The sequence below is a fragment of the Nocardia sp. NPDC004068 genome, assembly GCF_042874315.1.
Lineage (GTDB): Bacteria > Actinomycetota > Actinomycetes > Mycobacteriales > Mycobacteriaceae > Nocardia.
The window spans coordinates 1-20,697 of the sequence record NZ_JBIAMW010000012.1 but is presented as its reverse complement, the minus strand read 5'-3'; the positions used below and the strand labels follow the sequence as shown (position 1 = coordinate 20,697).

The 20,697-nt window shown below is 69.7% G+C and carries 19 protein-coding genes and 1 pseudogene; 12 read left to right on the top strand and 8 right to left on the bottom strand.

The window, feature by feature from the left end; all coding sequences use genetic code 11:
• The first annotated feature begins 46 nt into the window (after positions 1-46).
• A complete protein-coding gene (locus ACFYTQ_RS27355; RefSeq protein ID WP_387366953.1) occupies positions 47-499 on the top strand; it encodes a MarR family winged helix-turn-helix transcriptional regulator in 453 nt (150 codons plus the stop codon).
• 79 nt (positions 500-578) lie between these two features.
• Here ACFYTQ_RS27355 and ACFYTQ_RS27350 read toward each other — a convergent pair whose 3' ends face one another.
• On the bottom strand, positions 579-2,669 hold the full coding sequence (locus ACFYTQ_RS27350; RefSeq protein ID WP_387366950.1) for a RecQ family ATP-dependent DNA helicase: 2,091 nt from the start codon (positions 2,667-2,669) through the stop codon (positions 579-581).
• Here ACFYTQ_RS27350 and ACFYTQ_RS27345 point away from each other — a divergent pair.
• Positions 2,569-3,033 (top strand): Scr1 family TA system antitoxin-like transcriptional regulator, encoded by a 465-nt coding sequence (locus ACFYTQ_RS27345; RefSeq protein ID WP_387366947.1) that lies wholly within the window; start codon positions 2,569-2,571, stop codon positions 3,031-3,033. The genes ACFYTQ_RS27350 and ACFYTQ_RS27345 overlap by 101 nt on opposite strands.
• Positions 3,034-3,079: 46 nt before the next feature.
• Here ACFYTQ_RS27345 and ACFYTQ_RS27340 read toward each other — a convergent pair whose 3' ends face one another.
• Positions 3,080-3,946 (bottom strand): alpha/beta fold hydrolase, encoded by an 867-nt coding sequence (locus tag ACFYTQ_RS27340; protein WP_387366944.1) that lies wholly within the window; start codon positions 3,944-3,946, stop codon positions 3,080-3,082.
• Positions 3,947-4,066: 120 nt separating this feature from the next.
• Between ACFYTQ_RS27340 and ACFYTQ_RS27335 the strand changes: the two genes are divergently transcribed.
• Positions 4,067-4,549 (top strand): hypothetical protein, encoded by a 483-nt coding sequence (locus ACFYTQ_RS27335; protein ID WP_387366942.1) that lies wholly within the window; start codon positions 4,067-4,069, stop codon positions 4,547-4,549.
• Here the strand turns inward: ACFYTQ_RS27335 and ACFYTQ_RS27330 are convergent.
• Positions 4,503-5,729, bottom strand: coding sequence for an FAD-dependent monooxygenase (locus ACFYTQ_RS27330; protein ID WP_387366939.1), 1,227 nt, complete (start codon positions 5,727-5,729; stop codon positions 4,503-4,505). The genes ACFYTQ_RS27335 and ACFYTQ_RS27330 overlap by 47 nt on opposite strands.
• Before the next feature lie 110 nt (positions 5,730-5,839).
• Here ACFYTQ_RS27330 and ACFYTQ_RS27325 point away from each other — a divergent pair, with 110 nt between their 5' ends.
• Entirely contained in the window at positions 5,840-6,316 is a 477-nt protein-coding gene (locus ACFYTQ_RS27325; RefSeq protein ID WP_387366936.1) for a MarR family transcriptional regulator, read from the top strand.
• 281 nt (positions 6,317-6,597) lie between these two features.
• Here ACFYTQ_RS27325 and ACFYTQ_RS27320 read toward each other — a convergent pair whose 3' ends face one another.
• Positions 6,598-7,428 carry an endo alpha-1,4 polygalactosaminidase gene (locus ACFYTQ_RS27320; RefSeq protein WP_387366933.1) on the bottom strand — a complete coding sequence of 277 codons (831 nt, stop codon included), beginning with the start codon at positions 7,426-7,428 and terminating at the stop codon, positions 6,598-6,600.
• A 74-nt stretch (positions 7,429-7,502) separates the two neighbouring features.
• Here ACFYTQ_RS27320 and ACFYTQ_RS27315 point away from each other — a divergent pair, with 74 nt between their 5' ends.
• The gene (locus ACFYTQ_RS27315; RefSeq protein WP_387366930.1) at positions 7,503-9,062 is read left to right on the top strand and encodes an esterase-like activity of phytase family protein; all 1,560 of its coding nucleotides are present in this window, start codon (positions 7,503-7,505) and stop codon (positions 9,060-9,062) included.
• Here the strand turns inward: ACFYTQ_RS27315 and ACFYTQ_RS27310 are convergent, their stop codons facing one another.
• Positions 9,063-9,251 carry a hypothetical protein gene (locus tag ACFYTQ_RS27310; RefSeq protein WP_387366927.1) on the bottom strand — a complete coding sequence of 63 codons (189 nt, stop codon included), beginning with the start codon at positions 9,249-9,251 and terminating at the stop codon, positions 9,063-9,065.
• Between the two features lie 30 nt (positions 9,252-9,281).
• Between ACFYTQ_RS27310 and ACFYTQ_RS27305 the strand changes: the two are divergent.
• Positions 9,282-9,635: pseudogene (locus tag ACFYTQ_RS27305) on the top strand (thioredoxin domain-containing protein); the annotation flags it as partial.
• 77 nt (positions 9,636-9,712) lie between these two features.
• Here the strand turns inward: ACFYTQ_RS27305 and ACFYTQ_RS27300 are convergent.
• Entirely contained in the window at positions 9,713-11,107 is a 1,395-nt protein-coding gene (locus ACFYTQ_RS27300) for an MFS transporter (RefSeq protein WP_387366924.1), read from the bottom strand.
• A gap of 71 nt (positions 11,108-11,178) precedes the next feature.
• Here ACFYTQ_RS27300 and ACFYTQ_RS27295 point away from each other — a divergent pair, with 71 nt between their 5' ends.
• Positions 11,179-12,171, top strand: a complete 993-nt coding sequence (locus tag ACFYTQ_RS27295) for a GlxA family transcriptional regulator (protein ID WP_387366921.1) — start codon at positions 11,179-11,181, stop codon at positions 12,169-12,171.
• Between the two features lie 13 nt (positions 12,172-12,184).
• Here the strand turns inward: ACFYTQ_RS27295 and ACFYTQ_RS27290 are convergent, their stop codons facing one another.
• Positions 12,185-12,943 carry a maleylpyruvate isomerase family mycothiol-dependent enzyme gene (locus tag ACFYTQ_RS27290; RefSeq protein WP_387366918.1) on the bottom strand — a complete coding sequence of 253 codons (759 nt, stop codon included), beginning with the start codon at positions 12,941-12,943 and terminating at the stop codon, positions 12,185-12,187.
• Positions 12,944-13,322: 379 nt separating this feature from the next.
• On the opposite strand from ACFYTQ_RS27290, the gene ACFYTQ_RS27285 reads away from it, so the two are divergent.
• Positions 13,323-14,120 carry a glycoside hydrolase family 172 protein gene (locus tag ACFYTQ_RS27285; protein WP_387366915.1) on the top strand — a complete coding sequence of 266 codons (798 nt, stop codon included), beginning with the start codon at positions 13,323-13,325 and terminating at the stop codon, positions 14,118-14,120.
• Here ACFYTQ_RS27285 and ACFYTQ_RS27280 read toward each other — a convergent pair.
• Entirely contained in the window at positions 14,096-16,483 is a 2,388-nt protein-coding gene (locus ACFYTQ_RS27280) for a LuxR C-terminal-related transcriptional regulator (protein ID WP_387366912.1), read from the bottom strand. The genes ACFYTQ_RS27285 and ACFYTQ_RS27280 overlap by 25 nt on opposite strands.
• 86 nt (positions 16,484-16,569) lie before the next feature.
• On the opposite strand from ACFYTQ_RS27280, the gene ACFYTQ_RS27275 reads away from it, so the two are divergent.
• From ACFYTQ_RS27275 to ACFYTQ_RS27260, 4 genes are all read left to right on the top strand, one after another.
• Entirely contained in the window at positions 16,570-17,481 is a 912-nt protein-coding gene (locus ACFYTQ_RS27275) for an LLM class F420-dependent oxidoreductase (RefSeq protein WP_387366909.1), read from the top strand.
• A 5-nt stretch (positions 17,482-17,486) separates the two neighbouring features.
• Complete coding sequence (locus tag ACFYTQ_RS27270) at positions 17,487-17,918, top strand: MmcQ/YjbR family DNA-binding protein (protein WP_387366906.1); 432 nt, start codon at positions 17,487-17,489, stop codon at positions 17,916-17,918.
• Positions 17,919-18,272: 354 nt separating this feature from the next.
• Positions 18,273-18,935 carry an SAM-dependent methyltransferase gene (locus ACFYTQ_RS27265; protein ID WP_387366903.1) on the top strand — a complete coding sequence of 221 codons (663 nt, stop codon included), beginning with the start codon at positions 18,273-18,275 and terminating at the stop codon, positions 18,933-18,935.
• A 129-nt stretch (positions 18,936-19,064) separates the two neighbouring features.
• On the top strand, positions 19,065-20,516 hold the full coding sequence (locus ACFYTQ_RS27260; protein ID WP_387366900.1) for an ArnT family glycosyltransferase: 1,452 nt from the start codon (positions 19,065-19,067) through the stop codon (positions 20,514-20,516).
• The last annotated feature ends 181 nt before the right edge of the window (positions 20,517-20,697 follow it).

The window sequence follows — 20,697 nt, the reverse complement described above, 5'->3', positions numbered from 1 at the left end:
TTGTGTCAGGTTTCTGACATGGGCCAGGCTATGTCAGAATGCTGACATGAGTCAAGACGGTGTGGACCTGGAGTCTTCGCTGGGGTATCTGCTGAAGGAGGCGTCCAGTGCGCTTCGGGTGGCGATGGAGGAGGTGTTGCGGCCGCTCGGGATGAGCGTGACGCACTACGCCTGCCTCGAGCTGCTGGCGCAGCGGCCGGGGCTGTCGAACTCCAAGCTCGCGCGGGGCGCGTTCGTGACTCGGCAGACGATGAACGTGCTGCTTCAGGCTCTGGAACGGGACGGGTACGTGACCAGGCCCGCCGCGCCGCCCGTCGGGAAGGCGCTTCCCACGCGGCTCACGCCGCGCGGACGGCGGAGTCTGGAGAAGGCGTCGGCGGCGGTCCGGTCGGTCGAGGTCAGGATGCTGGCGGGTTTGAGCGAAGGGGAGCGGGCGGACGCATTTCGCGTCTTGCACAAGATGATTCGGTCACTGCGTGAGGGAGACGGCGAGGTGTAGGCCCTGTGCGGCGCATGCATGGAGCGGGTACGGCCGATCGATACTTCGAGCGTTCCGCCGAACGGATAGCCTCGCGAGGTCAGGTCGGTGTGGCCAGCGCGAAAGGCAAAACCGCTGGCGCACCGGCTTTTCGGAGGGTGTGGGCGGCGAGCGTCAGCGTCCACCCCGTCTCGGTGAGAGCGTCCACCAACAGGACGGGCGCGTCGAGGTCGGGAAGAACCGGGGGTTCCCAATAGTCGTAGAGGGCGGCTACGCGGTGCGCCGAGTTGGCCTGCGATACCGGTGCTCGATCGGGCCTGGGGTGGAGCGTGCCCAAGTGTTGCAGGCGGCCGACTTTGGCGAGACGCACCGCCAAATCGTCGACCAACAGCGGATGAGTGGCCGAGTGCATCGCCATGACAGAGGTAGGCCGCCGAGCCCAATCCCATTCGCGCAGAACGGCTATGCAGGCGTCGAACACTTGGTCGGGCACCGGGCCGTCCGGCGAATCGAGCAGAGCGCGTAGGCGTTGACCCCACCCCAGGTCACTGAGGCGGCCGAGCACCCGACCGGTTTCGGGTCCGTCGGATATCTTGCCGGACAAGGGAATTCCCAGCTTGGCCATGCCCGTCGGCCACTGGCGTCGGGGCGGCAGGTCGATGCCCGGCCGGTCCAGACGCGTGCGGATGGTGGACAGGTCGGACTCGTCGACCGTGATGTCGAGGCGGACTCCGGTGCAGTTGTCGCAGCGGCCGCACCCTTCTCCCGTGAGGCCCGGGTCGTCGAGCTGGCGGCGGAGGAAGTTCATACGGCATTCGGATGTGGTCTGGTAGTCGAGCATCGCCTGCTGCTCGGCTTCGCGCGCGGTCGCCAGCCGTTCGTAGCGTTCGGCGTCGTATTGCCAAGGCTCGCCGGTGGAGAGCCAACCGCCCCGCACCCGGCGGACGGCGCCGTCCACATCGAGAACCTTCAACACCATCTCAAGGCGAGAGCGGTTGAGTTCCACCAGAGGTTCGAGGGCGACCGTGGACAGCGGGCGGTCGTGATCGAGCGCGTCGAGCACCGAGCGGACGGCGGATTCGCGGGGGAAGGCGATCGAGGCGAAGTAGCTCCAGATGCGGCGATCCTCGGGGCCGGGGAGGAGGACGACCTCGGCCCGGTCCGTGCCTCGCCCGGCGCGGCCGACCTGCTGGTAGTAGGCGATGGGCGAGGAGGGAGCGCCGACGTGGATGACGAAGCCGAGGTCGGGTTTGTCGAAGCCCATGCCGAGGGCGGAGGTGGCGACGAGGGCCTTGACCTCGTTGGCGAGCAGGGCGGATTCCAATGCCTCGCGTTCGGCCGGATCGGTCTGGCCGGTGTACGCGGCGACCGTATGTCCATGGGAGGCAAGGACATCCGCGAGGTCGTGGGCGGCGGCGACGGTGAGGGTGTAGATGATGCCGGAGCCGGGGAGGTCGTGCAGGTGGCGGCTGAGCCAGGCGGTGCGCTGGACGGCGTCGTCGATGCGCAGGACCGACATGTGCAGGGATTCGCGGTCCAGGGTGCCGCGCAGGACGAGGGCGTTGTCCCGGCCGAGGCCGACCTGGGCGGCGACGTCGGCGACCACGCGGTCGTTGGCGGTGGCGGTGGTGGCGAGGACGGGGATGTCGCTGCCGAGGTCGGCGATGAGGGTGCGGATGCGGCGGTAGTCGGGGCGGAAGTCGTGGCCCCAGTCGGACACGCAGTGCGCCTCGTCGATGACGACCAGGCCCGCGTCGGCGGCGAGTTTGGGCAGCACCGAGTCGCGGAAGTCGGGATTGTTGAGCCGTTCGGGGCTGACCAGCAGGACGTCGACCTCGCCCGCGGCGACGCGCGCGTGGATCTCGTCCCATTCGGTGACATTGCCCGAATTGATCGTCGCCGCAACGACTCCCGCGCGTTGCGCGGCGGCGACCTGGTTGCGCATGAGGGCGAGCAGCGGGGAGACGATGACCGTCGGGCCGCGGCCCTGGGCGCGCAGGAGTTTGGCGGAGATGAAGTACACCGCGGACTTGCCCCAGCCGGTGCGCTGGACGACCAGGGCGCGGCGGCGGTGGACGACCAGGGCCTCGATGGCGGTCCATTGGTCATCCCGCAGCCGCGCTTGCGGGCCTGCCAATTCGCGCAGGAGCGCTTCGGCGGATTCACGCAGGTCGGTAGTCATGGAGCCCATCGTGCCGCACGGGTCCGACATGTCGCCAGGGGCATCTCCAGCCGCACCCTTTTATTCGAATCCGCACCCTTTATGTGGCCCTGAAAGGGGTGCGGATCCGAATAAAGGGTGCGGCTGGGTTGCCTTGCTTGGGGGTGGGTGCCTTTGGCGGGTGTTGCCGAGCGGGGGGATTGTGCGCCTGGTTTGGGGGGCCGAGTGGGAACCGTTGGAGGATTCTCTGGTCTATGCCGAGAACTTCTGTGGTGCAATGTATTTCGACGATCCAAAAGAGGTCCGTGAACATCGCGAGGCGTACGCGAAGCTGGTCGATTCCGCATTGAGCCCGGAAGATAGTAGGCGTTTGTCGCGGGAGACGGCGCGCTGATACGAGCGGCGAGGACCGGTTATCCGCACGGGCGAAGCAAGTTCGGCTAGCCCGTCTCTGCGGCCAATGCCACCAACCGTTCCCGCACCAACTCCGGCCGCTCTTCAGCGATGAAATGCCCACTCCCCGAGACATATTCAACCGCATAATCATCGGCCCGAGCGGTTTCGGCGGAAGCGAGGGCGGGGTGAATGGCCCCGTCCTCCTTCCCGAACAACGCTCGGATCGGAACGGTCGCCCGCGGCGTCGCGGTCCGCGCCTGCGCCGGAACCTCACGCAACAGAAACGTGCGATACGTATCGGTCGCGGCACGGGCGACCACCGGATCCCGGAAACGGTCCGCGTAGACGTCCACGACCTCAGCCGTGAACTCCGTGTGGTTCTTCACCCCGCCCCGAAACAGCCAGCGCAGGAACGGCGTTCGCTGATGCAACGGCATGCCGAGGGTCGCGACCAGCGGCTGGTACAGCAGGAAGCGCCACAGATGCGGCGCGAGGGTGCGCGGGGTTTGCCAGGGATGGGCCATGTTCAGCGGCATGAAACCGTCGAAGCGCTCGGGGGCTTGGGTGATCATCAGGAAGCCGATGTATCCGCCCCAGTCGTGTCCGACCAGCAGCGTCCGCTCGATGCCCAGCTCGTCCAGCAGCGCCAGGACGTCGGCGGCCACCTCGGCCTTGGACCAGCGGTGCGGCGGGGGACCGGACCAGCCGTAGCCGGGCAGGTCGGGCGCGATGACGCGCAGACCGGGAGGCGGGTCGGCGAGCAGGTGACGGTAGGTGTAGTGATGTTGCGGCCAACCGTGCAGGACGACGACGGGTCGCGCGTCGGCCGGACCCGCCTCCGTCACATGGAAGCGCACGTCACGGGCGGTGACATACGATCTGCGCACGCCGTCGATGGCCGGAGGGGTCATGGGCCGATGCTAACCGTGCGGTAACGACAAGGCTCGCCACGCGGAACGATTTCCGTCGCCGGTCGGACATTTTTCCGACCGTGGCATGACAATGTATGGGCCGAGACGAGAGGACGGGCGATGCCGAACAAGTTCGAATCACCCGCGGGGTGGTCCCCGCCCGGAGCCGAATTCCAGAACCGAGGCATCAGCGGCGGCGGTGTCGTGGGCATCGTGATCGCCCTGATCCTGACGCCGATCGGTATCGCGTTGGCCGCCAAGGGCGGTGCCGACATCCGGTACTGGGTCATCGTCGGGCACGTCACCGATCGGTGGACGGCCGCCCTGGAGGTCATCTGCGGATCGCTGCTGCTGATGCTCGTCGCGGCGCTGGCGACCTTCATCCCGTCGGCGACGATCATCTCCAGCCTCGTGTGGGGCATCTTCCCCGGCTTCCTGCACATCCTGTTCCCCGAGGACGCCTTCCGGCTCATCACGGATCTGCCGCTGATCAACTCCGCGATGCAGGTGGCGCTGCACGCCTGGGTGACCAACGGGTTCGCGCTGATCTCCGGATTCATGCTGCTGGGTGCGGGTTTCGTGGGAGTGCTACGCCGGAACTGACGCGATGGTCGTAGAGCCAATCCAGATGTCGGACACCGGCTTTGGCGGCGCGCCGCAGGAAGAACGGGGTCAGCAGCCGGACGACGAGGCGGCCCGGTCCGCTGGTGGCCTTGTCGCCGCTGGTCTCCGCGCCGTAGCGGACCACCCGCTCGACCCGGTCGCGGCGGCATCGCTCGAATTGCGCCAGGGCCGTAGGGATCTCGGGAATGTCACGCAGGCAGTACGCGAGGGTGAGCGCGTCCTCGACGGCCATCGACACGCCCTGACCGGAGGAGGAGGCGACCGCGTGTGCCGCGTCGCCGATCACGATCATGGCGTCGTTGTGCCAGGTGGGGACGGTGGGTAGGTCGTATTGGTTGAAGGCGGGCACGAAGGTGTCGTCGGGTGTCGCGGCGACGATGCGGGCGGCGGGGGAGCGGTCGGCGGCGAGTCGGCGCAGTAGTTCGGTGCGGGTCCGGTGCGGGTCCTGCTTCGGAATCTCCTGGGCGCTGGCGACATTCGCGAACCACCAGATCTCACCGTCCGGCGCGACGAGGTAGCCGAAGAACGCCTTCTTGCCGAAGATCATGGTGTAGCCGCCGGGCTCGAGACCCAGCTCGCGGTGGACGGCGGGGTCGGTGACGAAGCCGCCGACGCCGTAGATGCCGAGGAAGTGCGCCTTCGGTGCGGTGGGATCGATGATCTCCCTGGTGCGCGAACGGATTCCGTCGGCGCCGACGAGCAGGTCGGCGGTGCGGCGCGTGCCGTCTGCGAAGGTCGCGGTGACCCGGCCGTCGGCGTCGACGGAGGCGTCGAGCAGCCGTTTGCCGAATTCGAAACGCACACCGCGTCGTTGGGCCTCGTCGGTGAGCACGCGGTACAGGTCGCGGCGTTTGACGCTGTGGGTGATCGTGCCGTCGGGCGGGGTGCCGCCGATGGGGAGGTCGGCGATGTGCCTGCCGGAGCTGGTGCGGAACGACAGCGTGCCCGTGGGATGGCCCGCCGCCATGACGGCCTCGTGTGCGTCGAGCTGGGCCAGCGCGGACAGTCCGTTGACGGCGACGGTGAGATACGCGCCGATCTGCGCGGCGGACGCGTCCTCGTACGCCTCGCAGACGATCGGCTCCCAGCCCGCGCGCTGTAGGGCCATCGCGGTCACGGGTCCGGCGATGCCGCCGCCGATGATCAGGGCTTGTCTCATGGGTGTCTCTCTCCGGAGGGCGGGGAAGGCGGGTATCTTGATATTCAAGACATATTTAGTTTGACGATCGAGTTGCTTGATTGTCAAGAGGTATGCGGGAGGTGCGGGTCGTGCCCAAGGAAAGCGCGGACGAGCTACGGGAGTTGGCGGGCCGGGAGTCGCAGGCCATGCAGGCGGCGGTCGACGCCGTCGACGAGGCCGCGGCGCGCGTGCTCGGCGTCAACCGCACCGATCTGCGCTGCCTCGAGATCCTGATCCGCGATCCGGCCACCCCCGGCCGCCTCGCCACCGAGCTGAACCTCACCAGCGGCAGCGTTACCACGATGCTGGACCGCCTCGCCAAACTCGACTACATCGCCCGCACCCCGGACCCCGACGACCGCCGCAAAACCCTGATCACCATCACCGAGCGGGCCCGCGAAACCGCTTGGCGCATCTACGGCCCCATCGCCGAGGAGGGCGCGCGCGAACTGGCCGACTTCACGCCCACCCAACTGCGCACGGTCCTCGAATACCTCCGGCGCAGTCGCGAACTCCAGGAACGACATCGGGCTCGGATCGAGCAGTTGCCCAAGCGGAAGCGGTGACGCGCGTCAGGGAGTCCTCGGCTCACGGCCCTGGGGCCCGCCCGAGGAACAAGGGAGGGGCCCGCCCGAGGAACAGGGGAGGGGCCCGCTCGAGGGACGAGGGTGGGCAGGTCCGGCAAGGATGCCCGTGGTCGAGGGGTACGACGTCGGGCCTGGATCGAGCAGTTGCCCAAGGGGAAGCGGTGACGCGCGTCAGCAGGTTCGGCGGAGGTGCCCGGGGGCCGAGGGGTACGACGTCGGGCCGGATCGTGCGGTGGCCCAAGCGGACCCGGTGACGCGGGTCAGCAGGTTCGGCGGAGGTATCCGGGGTGGCCCAGTGGCACGACGTCGCGGTCGCGCTGGACGATGCTGATGTGGTCGCGGTGGCTGGAGCAGGCGGTGGTTAGGCCCTCGGGGGTGTATTCGATGTCGATCACGTTGTCGGCGAAGGCATTCGCGTAGGTGTCGCATTCCTCGGTGTCGCCGCATTCCTCGACGACGGCGAAGTCGAGGCCGTTGCGGGTGTGGGCGTCGGCGAGTTCGGCGGTGTTCTTCTGGGCGGCGGCGAGGCCGCGCTCGTGGGCGTGGGCGGACAGCAGGCGGATGTAGGTCTGGGCCTGGTCGGGGGTGAGCAGGGACTTCGAGCGGGTGTAGCTGTCGTAGTTGTCGAGTTCGACGGCCTGGTAGTGGGCCGCGGCGCACTGGTCGATCCAGGCGTTCACCATCGCGGCGACGCGTCGCCGCTTGTCTTCGGTGCGCAGGTCGAGCAGGGCCTCGTGCCAATCCTCGTCGATCACGGGCTCACCGTTCGCGTCTCGCAACAGCAGGTCCGGCTCCCATTCCCGCTCGGCCCCGGGCTGGGCCTGAAAAGCGTTGAGATAGCAGATGTTGTAGACCCCCTCTACAGGCGATTCGGTATGCGCCCGGGACACGATGCGCACGTCCGGCGCTGGCGGGTAGGGGCCACCGATCTGGTAGTCGAACGCGGCGGCTCGCGGCGGCAGGGGGACATCAGCGGAAGGCGCCGAGCCACAGGCCGATACGAGGACGAGCAACGTGACGGCGCCGATGTTCCGGACGGAAGGGCGACCCTTGCCGACGGCTGCTCTCCGAACTCGGCCGCGAATGCGCATCCGCGAGCATAACCAATGCGAGGTGTTCACGTACCGGTCGATCGGCCGTCGCCTGGTCGCGATAGACAGCGCATGTGAAAGCTCAGCGTCGTATCGGTGTGTTCGTCCTCGCCGCGGCCGTGGCCGTGGCTACGGCGTGTTCGTCGGGGGACGGGGACGCGAATTTGCAGGCCCACAAGGACAAGCCGCTGGTCATCGGGTTGGACGCGCTGCTGGCCAAGGCGGGCGGGAGCGCGGCGGTGACGGTGGGCAAGCCCCAGCACGGCACGATCGAGCGCCGCGGGGACGGGTCGTTGCTGTACACCCCGGCGGCGGGCTACACCGGCGACGACACCCTGACCGTCACCACCACCGACGCCGTGCGCCTCTACACCACCGACATCCCGGCCCTGGGACAGTTCGGCGGAATCACCGTGCAGGGCAGCGGATTCGGGTCGGCGTTCACCCCCGTCCCGGGCTCGACGGACGAGTTCTACGGTCTCACCGACCGCGGACCCAATGTCGACGGACCGAACAAGAACGAGAAGCTCTCGCCCACACCGGATTTCGTGCCGAAGATCGGCAAGTTCAAGCTCACCGGGACCAAGGCCGAGCTCGAATCCACCCTCGAGCTGAAGAACCGGGCGGGCGTGGCGTTCAACGGCGACGTCGACACGACCGCCAGCACGGGCGAGACGATCCGCGACCTGAACGGCACTGTGCTCGCGCCGACCGATCACGGCCTGGACCCCGAGGGCCTGGTGGCGCTCGCGGACGGAACGTTCTGGGTCAGTGACGAATACGGCCCGTTCCTGGTCCACTTCGACGCCACCGGCAAGGAGATCGAGCGTCTCGCCCCGGGGAACGGTCTGCCGCAGGAACTCTCGTTGCGCACGCCGAACCAGGGCATGGAGGGACTGACCCTCACCCCCGACGGGAAGACGCTGGTCGGGGTGATCCAGAGCGGTTTGCAGGCGCCCGGTGCGGGTTCGGCACGGGAGGTGCCCATGACCCGCATCGTCACCGTCGGCCTCGGCGACAAGGCGGTCCACGAGTACGTGTATCCGCTCGAGGATCCCAAGAGCCAGCTCGCGGTCTCCGAGATCACCGCCATCGGGCCGAGCACCTTCCTCGTCGACGAACGCGACGGCAAGCTCGCCCCCAAGGCGAACAAGAAGCTGTGGACCATCGACCTGTCGGGCGCGACCGATGTCGGACCGCAGGCGAATGTGCCCGGCGCGCAATACGATCCGAGGCTCGGGCTGCTGATCGACGGCAAACCGCTCGAGGTGTACGTGGGCCCGGTGTCCACCGCCGACGGCGTGGCCGCGCTGCGACGCGCGCAGATCACCCCGGTCGCCAAGACGTCGAACCTCGATCTGGCCGGGCTGGTCGCCGGTCTCGCGCCCGACGGCACCTTCTTCGGGCACGACAAGATCGAGGGCGTGGCCACCCGTGACGGCGGGAAGACGCTCTACATCTCCAACGACAGCGATTTCGGTCTGGGCGGGTCGACCGGTGACCAGCCGCCGTTCGGATTGAAGGCCAAGACGCTGCCCAACGGGACGCAGGACACCGGCGAGATCCTCGAGGTCGACACCACCAGACTGCCCGCGCGGACCACGACGGCCACGGTCACCATCACCGTGCGCTGATCAGGAATAGTCGCGGAAGGTCATGACGAAGCCGACCAGGCCGATCACGACCAACGCGACGTAACCGAGCACACGCAGCGGCGGGTTCGGCAGATGCTGGACGCCGAACCCGCCGAGCATGGCCACCAGCAACATCAGTACCCCGTAGAACGGGGTGCGCCGCGGATGTCGACCCATACGCCCGGTCATACCCGATCCATTCGTGGAAGAATCCGAATCATGCCCACGCAGGCCCTGACCCAGCAGACCTTCGAGCGGACGGTGTCCGGCGGGCCGATCGTGCTGGTGGATTTCTGGGCGTCCTGGTGCGGATGGTGCGCCCGGTTCGCCCCGGTCTACCAGGAGTCGTCGACCCTGCATCCCGAGATCGTGCACGCCACCGTCGACACCGAGGCGGAACCGGCGCTGGCCGCCGCCGCCCAGATCACCAGCCTGCCGACGTTGCAGGCGTATCGCGAAGGGCTGCTGGTCCATTCGGCCGTCGGTTTCCAGACCGCCGCGCAGCTCGAGGACATCGTCCAGCAGGTCATGTGGCTGGATATGGACGCCGTGCGCCGCGAGCTGGCCGACAAGCTCCCGGGGTACGTGGAGGCCGCCGCGCCCACCGGCCGTCCGGTCCCCTCGGCCGGGCTCGCCGCCGGGCCCAGCCCCTACGGCTGGCCGGGCCTGCGGGCGCGATAGGCCCAGCCCGCCACCGCCGCCAACGCACCAGCCGCCACCACATACGCCCAGCCCAGGCGATACTCCGCCAGGCCCGGCACGGTGACGCGCGCGAGGATCGCGGTCAGCACGGCCACGCCGAGCGCCGAACTGGTCTGACGGGCCATCATCAACATGCCCGAGCCCAGCGACAGCTGTTCCGGGGGCAGCAGGGCCGACGCCCCGAACAGCGGGGGTTGCAGGAACGAGGTACTCACTCCGGCCAGCAGGGCGCCCGGGAGGAAGACGACGAGATAGCCACTCCCGCTGCCGGACAACAGGATCCACCACAGCGCGCCCGCTGCGATGGTCAGCCCGCCCAGCGCCGCCGAGGCGCGCGCCCCGATGCGCCGCACCACCCGGCCCGACAGCGGCGAGGACAGCAGGCACGCGGTGCCGATCGGCGCGATGGCCAGGCTCGCCCGCACCTGCGAGTAGTGCCACTGCTGGGTGAGGAACAGCGTCGCCTCGAGGATCAGCGCGGCGAAGGCCAGGTAGTAGCAGAACACGCCGAGCGTGGCGACGCGAAACATGCGGTGCCGCAGGATCTTCGGACTCACCACCGGGTCGGGGTGGCGGCGGATGTGCCAGGCGAACGCGAGGCCGAGCAGCACGGCCGCGGCGAGGCACGCGACGGTGGCCGCCGAGGTGTAGCCCCAGTCGGAACCCTGGACGAAGACGGTGGTCAGCGCGGCGGTGGCGGCGAGCAGGACGGTCGCGCCGACCAGGTCGAGCGCCCGCCCGGCGTGCCGGGGGACGGCGGGCAGGACCCGCGCCCCGAAGGCGAACGCCGCGACCGTGAACGGGATGTTGAGCAGGAAGATCCACCACCACCCGATCGGGAGCAGCAGCCCGCCGATCACCGGGCCGCTGGCCGCGCCCGCCGCCGCGATCGCCGTCCAGATCCCCATCACCGTCGGATGATCGCGAATGTCGAAGGCGGGCAACACCAATCCGAGCCCGGTCGGCACGAGCAGCGCCGCGGCCGCCGCCTGGAGCACCCGAGCCGCGATGAGCGCCAACAGGTTCGGGGCCAGGCCGCACGCGAGCGAGGCGACCCCGAACAGCGCGATGCCGATCAGGAAACCGCGCTTGCGCCCGGTGTCGTCGGCGAGCCGCCCGGCCGGGACCAGCAGGGCCGCCATCACGATGGTGTAGGCGTTCAGCACCCAGGTCACCTCGCCCGCGGAGGCGGCACCGAAGGCGGAGCGCAGGGTGGGGAAGGCGGCGGTGACCGCGAACAGGTCGAGAATCGCCAGGTACTGGGCGATTCCGGCGACCGCGAGCACTCGCCAGGGGCGGGATGTGGAGACGAGGGGCGGGGCTGCCGTGGCGGAAATGGTCATACCCGAAACTATTCAGCCGCGGTCGCGCCGGATCGAGTGGCAGATTTGCCATGATGCGCTAGATTCCAGACATGAGTGATCGACATCCGGGGACGCTCGCGGTGGCCGTGGCGCCGGGGCAGCCGCTGTTCGAGGTGGCCATCCCGTATCAGGTGTTCGCCGAGGCGCCGCCCGGGATCGAGGCGTCGACCTGGTACGACTTCCGGCTCTGCGGTCCGCGCGGCACCCGGCACGCCACCATGCGCGACCCCTTCGTGACGCTCACCGACTACGACTACGACGATCTGGTCGCCGCCGACACGGTGATCGTTCCCGCCACCCCCGATGTGCGCAGGGACCCGCCCGCGGACCTGGTGGAGGCGGTGCGCGCGGCCTACGAGGCGGGGGCGCGGGTGGCCGCCCTGTGTTCGGGCGCGTTCGTGCTCGCCGCGGCCGGGCTGCTGACGGGACGGCGGATGACGACGCACTGGAAGCATGTGGGCGCCCTGCGGGAGCGGTATCCCGGGATGGATCTCGATCCCAAGGTGCTCTACATCGATGACGGCCGCATTCTCACCAGCGCGGGCACGATGGCCGGAATGGACCTGTGCCTGCACATCATTCGCAAGGATCTCGGCTCACGAGCGGCCAACGCCACGGCCCGATCCCTGGTCGTGCCGCCGCACCGCGCGGGTGGTCAGGCGCAGTACGTCCAATCCGCGGTGCCCGCCGACCCCGCCGACCCCGGCCTGGCCGCGACTCTCGCCTGGGCCCTCGACCGCCTCGCCGAACCGCTCACCGTCGGCGATCTGGCGCGCCGCGCGGGCATGAGCGAGCGCACCCTCGCCCGCCGCTTCCACGCCGAGCTCGGCGCCACCCCGCTGCGCTGGCTGCTCACTCAACGCATCATTCTGGCCCGAGAGTTGTTGGAGAGCACCGACATTCCGGTCGACGCGGTGGCCCAGCGCTGCGGCCTCGGCACCGCGGCCAACCTGCGCGCGCACTTCGGGCGCGAGGTGGGAATCGCGCCGAGCGAGTACCGGCGGTCGCATCGGTCGGGTCGGCACGAGGTGGTCACCGGCTGAAGCGTTGTGGCGCTCAGAATTTGGTGCGGTCGAGCCAGGTGGTGAGGACGTCGCGGTCGCCGGTGACCTGTACTCGGGGTTGCTCCGGGGGGAGTCGGCGCAGCATGACCAGATAGAGGTCCGCGGCGGTGGCCTCGACGCCGGTGGTGGTGGGCGCGGTGTCGTCGTCCCATTCGATGGTGTTGCCCGCCTTGCGGATTCGCCAGTGGTCGGCGTCGTCGCTGGCGTGCAGGGTCAGGGACCGTCCGTCGTCGAGCGGGGGTTCGCCGGTGGGGAAGCGCACGGCCATCAGGCCGAGGAGTTCGGAGATGCCGTCGGCGGCCAGGGCGGGATCGAGGTCGATCTCGCGGTTCAGGGCCAGCAGGGCGTCGCAGCGGTGGGCGGTGGCCTCGTGGAGGAGGCGGCGGATCCACCATTCGCTCGGCCGGACCTGTCGCAGCGTCGTCCAGACCGGGACCTCGGGGCCGGTGGCGTCCACCGCCTCGATCAGAACGCGGGCGCCGTCGCGCAGCCACGCGACGGCCTCGGCCACATCGTGGGGCCGGCGGCCGTCGGGAACCTGTGCGAAATCGAGGGATTCGGTGGTCTGGGCGGCGATCATGGCGGCGGCCCAGCGGTGCGCGCCCCCGACGTGCGCGACCAGATTGGCCAGGGTCCAGTCGGGGCAGGTGGGGATCGCGGTTTCCGGGTCGGCGTCGGCGTACAGCTCCGCCAGACGGTCGGTCTCGTCGAGCAGTGCCGCGCGCACGACCTTGGTGTCGAGAGAAGTCACGACGGGAACGCTAGTCACCCGCCCCGCCGCCGACCACCCGGCTCCGCTCCTTCTCGGAAAACGCTGTCGCGGAACGGATCCAGCATTCTTTCAGCAACCGTTCGGGGCGCGAATGTGTCCACGCCGCGCATTCGTCCTCGAGTGGGCGGATGCCGTGTCAAAATCCGGATGGTGCACGAGATATGGCGGCTCGATCAGGCCCGGACCCGATCCATCGGGCCGGAGAATCCGACGGGGGCACCGGGCGGGGGCGGGCGCGCGCTCGTGGGCAGCGGGGCCGACGCGGCCCGGGATCTCGGGATCGGGTGGCGGGTGTCGCCGACGGTGCCGGTGGCGGGTGGGGCGACGGTGGTGCTCGCGAATATCGCCGGGCCGGGGGGTGATTCGGCAGCTGTGGCTCGGGGTGGAGCCCGCGGCGCTGGCGGCGTTGCGGTTGCGGGTGTACTGGGACGGGGACGGGGAGGCCGCGATCGACGTGCCCGCGGGGGCGTTCTTCTGCAACACGGGCGCGGATACGGCCGCGGTGAATTCGGAGATGGTGGTCGTCGCGCCGACCGGCGGCCTGAACAGCTACTGGCCCATGCCTTTTCGGTCGCGTGCGCGGATCGAGGTGAGCAACACCGGGGACCGGACGGTGCCGGTGGGGTATCAGGTGACCTATCTCGAACAGGAGGTGCCGCGCGAGGCCGGATATCTGCACGCGCGGTGGCGGCGCGCGCATCCGCTGGGCCGCCCGGCGGTGCACACGGTGCTCGACGATGTGCCCGGCCCGGGACGGTTCGTCGGCACGTACCTGACCATCGCGCCGAACGCGCCGGGCCGGTGGGGCGAGGGCGCGGTCAAGTTCTATTTCGACGGCGACACCGAATTTCCCACGATCTGCGGCACCGGAACCGCCGACTACTTCGGCGGGCACGGCGAACTCGCCACCGGCGGCACGTATTCGACGCCGTATCTGGGTGTCGTGCGGGCCGACGACCGGTTCGGGATGTATCGCTGGCACGTGCGCGACCCGATCTGTTTCCAGCGCAGTATGCGAGTCACGGTGCAGGCGTTGGGTCGTCGCGCCGACGACCGCTATCTCCCGCTCGAGCAGGCGGATATCGCCACCGTGGGACTGTGGTACCAGCATCGCGCGGTGCTCGGGCGGCGTCATCCCGGATCGAGCAGGCCGTGATCGCGCGCCCAGCCCGCGAGCTGGGTGCGTGAGCTGAAACCGAGCTTGGTCCGAATGTGCTCCACGTGCGCCTCGGCCGTGCGTACCGAGATCACCAGCTCGGCGGCGATGCGTTTGTTGCTGTGTCCTACCGCGACCAGACGGGCGACGTCCTTTTCGCGCGGGGTGAGCACGTCGAGAGGGTTGGAGCGTGAGCGGCCGCCGGGTTCGTGCCCCATCGTCGTGGGTTCGGTTGCGCCGCTTTCGCTTCGGCCCAGCCTGTGAGGGGTGGTCGCGGGTCCGATTGTGCCGCTGTCTCGATCTGGCCCCTGCTCGGTTGCCTGGAGTTCGGCCGCGTCGCCGCGGTCTCGACCGAGCGCGTACTCGATGGCGGCGGTCAATGGCAGTGCCGAGCCGCTGTCGTAGGCAACGCGAAAACGTCTCTCGCCCAATGCCTCCCGTACGCCGGTGCGCACCTTCTCGCCGACCGCGCCGATGATCGCGTCCGCCAGCCGCACCGTGGAGCGTTGCAAGGTTTCGGCCGCGCCCATCAGCCGGGCCGCGCGTTCCGGGTCGCCGCGGGCGGCGTCGGTCCACGCCATACCCTCGAAGGCCGTGGCCAGCCACACGCAGCGGTCGAACAGTGCCAGCGTTTCGATGGCGTTCGCCATGTACTTCGCGGCGGTGTCGTGCTCGCCGCGCCGCCAATGGTCGAGTCCGACCGCCCACAGCGCCAGCCCGCCCAGCAGGTGCGAACCGTCGCGTCGCGTGCCCGCCAGGAAACGTCGCGCCATGTCGGTGGCGCGGTCGTCGGCCAGGACGGTCGCGCAGATGAAACCGAATGCGAGACTGTCCATTTCGACCGTGGGCCGGCCGCACTCGCGGGCCAGGGCGACGGCCTGCTCCGCATGCGCCAGCGCCCCGGCGGGATCGTCGTCGGCGAAGGCGATGAGCGCGGTGCCCAAGCGGGTTTCGGCGAGAATGTCCTCGGCGCCCAGTTCCGCTGCCAGCGCGACACTCTCACGCATCCACCGGCCCGCCGCCGCGCGATCGGACAGCAGCGCGGCCAGCGATCCGGCCGAGGACAGGCCGCGGGCGCGTTCCGGGGTGGGTTCGGGGCAGTGGGCCAGCGCGTCGGTCAGCCAGCGGTACCCCTCGGACAGGAAGCGGTAGTGCTCCCAGTACGGGCGCAGTGCGGTGGCGGTGTCGAGCGCCAGCGACGGCGCGTCGGTGAGGGAGAAGCGCAGGGCGGCACGGAGATTCGCGTGTTCGCGGCTCAACTCGCCGAACCAGATGACATCCTCCGCGCCCTGATACGCCCGCTGGCCGCGCAGCGCCAGGGCGCGGTAGTGGTCGCGGTGGCGGGCGCGGACCGCGGTCTCGTCGCCGTGCTCGGCCAGCCGCTCGTAACCGAACTGCCGGATCGGTTCCAGCATGGCGTATCTCGCGGCCCGGCCCTCGTACCGCAGGGTGAGCACCGACTTGTCGACCAACCCGGCCAGGGTGTCGAGCATCGGCCCGTCGATCGCGCACACCGCCTCGGCCGCCTCGAGGTCGAAACCGCCCGCGAACACCGAAAGCTGTTGCCACAGGCGCTGTTCCGATGGCGAGCACAGTTCGTAGCTCCAGCGGATCGCGCCCTCGATGGTCTGCTGCCGTTCCGGCGCGGTGCGGGGTCCGGCGCGCAGCAGTCCCATGATGTCGTCGAGGCGGGCGAGGATCTGGTCGGGGGTGAGGACGCGGAACCGCAGGGCCGTCAGTTCCAGGGCGAGCGGGATGCCGTCGACGCGGCGGCAGATCGCGGTCAGCGTCGCCGGGTCGGCGGCGGGATCGAAATGCGGGTTGGCGGCGGTGGCCCGCTCCGTGAGCAGTCGCAGCGCGTCGCTGTCGGGGGTGGCGGCGGACAGCGGTGGCACCGGCATGACCTGTTCGCCGGGCACGGCCAGCACCTCGCGACTGGTCGCCAGCACCCGCAGCCGCGCCGTCGCGGCGACGAGGCGTTCGACGAGTTCCGCGGTCGCCGCGATGAGGTGCTCGCAGTTGTCGAGGATGAGCAGCAGTCGGCGCTCGGCGAGGAATTCGGTGAGCCGCAGCAGCGGTGCGGTGGTGTCGTCGCGCAGGCGCAGCGCCTCGGCCACGGCGAGGGTCACCAGCTCGGGATCGCGGACATCGGCCAGTTCCACCAGCCACACGCCGTCGGGGAACGAGCGCGCGACCGCCGCGCCCACCTGCCGCGACAGCCTGGTCTTTCCCACGCCGCCGGGGCCGAGCAGGGTCAGCACGCGGGTCGAGCCGAGTAACCGGCGGGCGGTGGCCAGTTCGTCGCGGCGGCCGATGAAGCTGGTGACCTCGGCGGGGAGGTTCCCGGTGACACGCCGCGCCATGCTGGATAACACTATCGTCGGGAGGCGAGGCGGACGGTAGAAGTCGCCCGCCCGATTTTCCGCCGTCAACGAGGAGGCACCCCGCCGTGCGCATCGGCATCATGCTCGACCCACCGAACGGATCGGACGCGCTGCTCCGGTTGACCGATGATCTGCGGCAGGCCGCCGACGAGGGGTTCGCCTCGGCGTGGGTGACCCACATCTTCGGCCTCGACGCGCTGACCGCCCTGGCCGTGGCCGGGAGCCGGGTGCCCGGCATCGAACTGGGGACCGGTGTGGTGCCGACCTATCCGCGGCATCCGGGCGCGCTCGCGCAGCAGGCCCGGACCACGGCGCTGGCCGTCGGGCCGGAGCGGTTGACGCTGGGAATCGGGTTGTCGCACAAGATCGTCATCGAGAACATGTACGGCCTCGACTTCTCCCGGCCCGCCCGGCACATGAACGAGTATCTCTCGGTGCTGCTGCCGCTGCTGGAGGGCAAGCCGGTCTCCTACACCGGCGAGACACTGAGCGCGAACCTGAACATGGACGTGCCCAACGAGGGCCGAATTCCGGTGCTGATGGCCGCGATGGGTCCGCACATGCTGCGGCTGGCCGCCCGGCGCACCGACGGCACCGTGCTGTGGATGACCGGGCCGGTGACCATCCGCTCGCATGTCGCGCCGCTCCTCACCGAGGCCGCGGCCGAGGCGGGGCGGCCCGCGCCGCGGGTGGTGTGCCCGCTGCCGGTGTGCGTCACCGACGATGTGGACGCGGCGCGGCAGCGGGCCGCCAAGACGTTCAAGGTGTACGGGACGCTGCCGTCGTATCGGGCGATGATGGACCGGGAGGGCGCCGAGGGTCCGGCGGATCTGGCGATCGTCGGCAGCGAGGACCAGGTGGCGGCGCGCATTCACGAGGTGATCGCCTCGGGCGCAACCGAATTCGTGGGCGTGCTGTTCACCCGTGGTGAGTCGGCCGCCCGCACCCGCGCGTTGCTCGCCGGATTGGCGGACTGAGTCCGATGGCGCGGCGGGCTCGGATCGAGGACGTGCACGACCTGGCCGCGGGGATGCCGTATGTCACCGTCGAGCACGGGCCGAAGGGCAATGCGATCTACCAGGTCGGTCGCAAGTCGTTCGTCTTCTTCCGCACGCCGCGCCCCGACGCCGCCGACCCGGTGACGGGCGAGCGATACGACGACGTGATCATCTTCTGGGTTCCCTCCGAGTCGGACAAACTGGCACTGGTCCAGGACCCGGACTCCCCGTTCTTCACCACCCCGCATTTCGAGGGCCATCTGTCGGTGTTGTTGCGCGGGGCGCACATCGGGCAGCTCGATGTCGACGAGCTGCGCGAGATCATCCAGGACGCCTGGCTCTCCCGAGCCTCGGCGGCCCGCGCGCGCCGCTTCCTTGACCTCGAGCGCGCTCGAGGTAACAGAGTGGAGTCGTAACTCCTCGGGTACGCGTCGGAGCCGTGGCGCTCGGGGCGGGACGGTACTGCTCGGGTGCTGAGTGGGTCCGGGGTTCTTCGGGTGCGGAGGGCGGCGGGTCGCTCGGGATCGGGTGGGGCCGTGGCGCTTCGGGTTCGGAGGGGCGCGGTACCGCTCGGATATCGAGTGGCGCCGGGCTTTTCGGACGTGGAGGGCAGTGGCGCTTCGGGTCCGGAGGGGCCGCGGTACTGCTCGGGTGCTGAGTGGGTCCGGGGTTCTTCGGGTGCGGAGGGAATCGGACTGCTGGGCGGTCCGGGACTTCCTCGCTACGGGGCCGGGTCGTGGGTCGAGGGTCGAGCGATGAGAGGTTGGGTCATGACGCAGAGCGTGGAGATGTGGAATACCGCGTACGACGATGATGTCGCGCCGTGGGTGATCGGGGCGCCGCAGGACGCGATCGTGGAACTCGAACGGGCGGGGGCGATTTCGGGGCGGGTGCTGGATCCGGGGTGCGGGGCGGGGGAGCACACGATTCTGCTCGAGCGGCTGAGGTACGACGTGCTGGGGGTGGATCTCTCGCCGAGCGCGGTCGAGTACGCGCGGCGGAACGCGGCCGAGAAGGGCGTGCCCGCGGCGCGGTTCGAGGTGGCCGACGCGCTGCGGATCGGGGCGGATCCGGAGTACGCGGGGCGGTTCGGGGTGTTCGACACGATCGTGGACAGCGCGTTGTTCCACATCTTCGGAGAGGACGCCGAGCATCGTGCGGCTTATGTACGGAGTCTGCACGTGTTGTTGCGGCCGGGCGGCACGTTGCATCTGCTGGCGTTGTCGGATGTGGAGCCGGGGTTCGGGCCGCGGATCGGGGAGGCGGTGATTCGTGAATCCTTCGGTGCGGGTTGGGATGTCGAGGAGGTGCGGGCGTCGCGGTACACGGGGCGGGTGACCTCCGTGGTGGCCGACAAGGTCGACGGGGTCGAGGTCGACGCCGAGGGCATGGTGCGGGCCGCGGCGTGGTTGGCGCGGATTCGGCGGGTGTAGCGGGTCGTTCTCGAGGATGAGACGCGGGTGCGACTTCGGTCGCATCCGGTCGCTTCGCCGGGGTGGATGCGGAGATCGCGGCGGGCGGGGCAGCATGGATCGGCCAGCTCGAGCGAGGGAGGCCCCGCAATGCCCGTGTCCGAGGAGATCGCCGCGACCACGCCGGAGGCGCCCGCGTTCGTGACCCGGGCCGTTCTCGCGGTCGCGGGGGTGGTCGGCATCGCTCATTTGGCGTGTTCGATTCCGCGCGGGTACTGGTTCGACGAGGCGTACATGCTCGCGATCGGCCGGTACCACCTGGCGTGGGGGTCGGCGGACCAGCCGCCGTTGACCCCGGCCCTGGCGGGCGTACTGGGTTGGCTCGCACCGGATTCGGTCGTGGTACTGCGGCTGCCCGCGGTGCTCGCGACGGCGGCGGCCGTGGTGGTGGCCGCGTTGATCGCCCGGGAGTTCGGCGGGGATCGGCGGGCACAGATCCTGACCGCGGCGGCGCAGGGGACCGCGCTGTGGGTGACGTTGATGGGGCATTGGCTCACGCCGTACACGCTCGAGCCGGTGCAGTGGCTGGTGTTGTTCTGGTTGGTGGTTCGGTGGGTTCGGGTGCGGGACGATCGGTTGCTGCTCGTGCTCGGGGTCGTCGTCGGGGTGGCGGCCGAGACCAAGTTTCAGGTGCTGTTGCTGTGCGTGGTGCTGGCGGGGGCGGTTCTGGTGTGCGGGCCGCGAGAGTTGTTGCGGCGGAGGATGTTCTGGGGTGGGGTCGCGCTCGCGCTGCTGATCGCGTTGCCGACATTGGTGTGGCAGGCGCGTAACGGGTGGCCGCAGTTGCGGATGGGGGCGGTGGTGGCCGGGGAGGCTGCGGCGTTGTACGGCGGGCGGGCCGGGGTGGCGGTGACATTGATCCTCACGGCGGGGATCGCGGGAACGGTACTGGCGCTGTACGGGTTGTGGCGGCTGTTGCGGGCCGCCGAGTTGCGGGACTATCGGTTTCTCGGTGTGACGGCCGTGGTGTTGTACGTGTTCTTCGTCGTCACGGTCGGTCGGCCCTACTACCTCAACGGGATTCACGGGGTGCTGATCGCGGCGGGGGCGTTGGGGTTGCAGCGGCGTCGTGAGACCGGCGGCCGATTCGGCTGGGTCGCGTGGCCCGCGTACGCGCTCTCCACCCTCGCGGCCGCCGGCCTGCTGGTGGCATCGCTCGGCGCCGCGAAACCCGATGCGCCCCAGGACATCGCCAGCCGCACCGCCGCCGCCTACCACGCCCTGCCGCCGGACCAACAGGCGACGACGGTGGTGATGGGCGAGTCCTACATCATCGCCGCCTACGGCGACGTCTACCGCCGCACCAACGACCTCCCCCCGCTCTACAGCACCAACCGCAGCTACGGCTACTTCCCGCCCCCACCCGAATCCGCCCACGACGTCCTCTACGTCGGCTCGACCCCCGACGAACTCCGCCCCCACTTCGCCTCGTGCACAACCCTTTACGACGCCGGAACCGACCAACACGGCTTCCTCTGCCACACCCGCCAAGAGCCCTGGGACCTCCTCTGGCCCCGCCTACGCCACCTCGACGTATCCTGACCAACCCCAGCCGCACCCCTTATTCGGATCCGCACCCGCTTCGTAGCCCCACAAGGGGTGCGGATCCGAATAAAGGGTGCGCGGCTGGGGACTGTCTGAGATCTTGTGGGTCGGATGGTGATCGGAGAAGCTGGGGCGGTTTGTCTCAGCGGAAGGGATCATCGTGTCGGAGGAGTCGAGG

Coding starts and splice junctions, on each gene's coding strand:
- ACFYTQ_RS27355 (WP_387366953.1), top strand. CDS start 47: ATGAGTCAAGACGGTGTGGACCTGGAGTCTTCGCTGGGGTATCTGCTG.
- ACFYTQ_RS27345 (WP_387366947.1), top strand. CDS start 2,569: ATGGCGGTCCATTGGTCATCCCGCAGCCGCGCTTGCGGGCCTGCCAAT.
- ACFYTQ_RS27350 (WP_387366950.1), bottom strand. CDS start 2,669: ATGGGCTCCATGACTACCGACCTGCGTGAATCCGCCGAAGCGCTCCTG.
- ACFYTQ_RS27340 (WP_387366944.1), bottom strand. CDS start 3,946: ATGACCCCTCCGGCCATCGACGGCGTGCGCAGATCGTATGTCACCGCC.
- ACFYTQ_RS27335 (WP_387366942.1), top strand. CDS start 4,067: ATGCCGAACAAGTTCGAATCACCCGCGGGGTGGTCCCCGCCCGGAGCC.
- ACFYTQ_RS27330 (WP_387366939.1), bottom strand. CDS start 5,729: ATGAGACAAGCCCTGATCATCGGCGGCGGCATCGCCGGACCCGTGACC.
- ACFYTQ_RS27320 (WP_387366933.1), bottom strand. CDS start 7,428: ATGCGCATTCGCGGCCGAGTTCGGAGAGCAGCCGTCGGCAAGGGTCGC.
- ACFYTQ_RS27310 (WP_387366927.1), bottom strand. CDS start 9,251: ATGACCGGGCGTATGGGTCGACATCCGCGGCGCACCCCGTTCTACGGG.
- ACFYTQ_RS27300 (WP_387366924.1), bottom strand. CDS start 11,107: ATGACCATTTCCGCCACGGCAGCCCCGCCCCTCGTCTCCACATCCCGC.
- ACFYTQ_RS27295 (WP_387366921.1), top strand. CDS start 11,179: ATGAGTGATCGACATCCGGGGACGCTCGCGGTGGCCGTGGCGCCGGGG.
- ACFYTQ_RS27280 (WP_387366912.1), bottom strand. CDS start 16,483: ATGGCGCGGCGTGTCACCGGGAACCTCCCCGCCGAGGTCACCAGCTTC.
- ACFYTQ_RS27270 (WP_387366906.1), top strand. CDS start 17,487: ATGGCGCGGCGGGCTCGGATCGAGGACGTGCACGACCTGGCCGCGGGG.
- ACFYTQ_RS27265 (WP_387366903.1), top strand. CDS start 18,273: ATGACGCAGAGCGTGGAGATGTGGAATACCGCGTACGACGATGATGTC.
- ACFYTQ_RS27260 (WP_387366900.1), top strand. CDS start 19,065: ATGCCCGTGTCCGAGGAGATCGCCGCGACCACGCCGGAGGCGCCCGCG.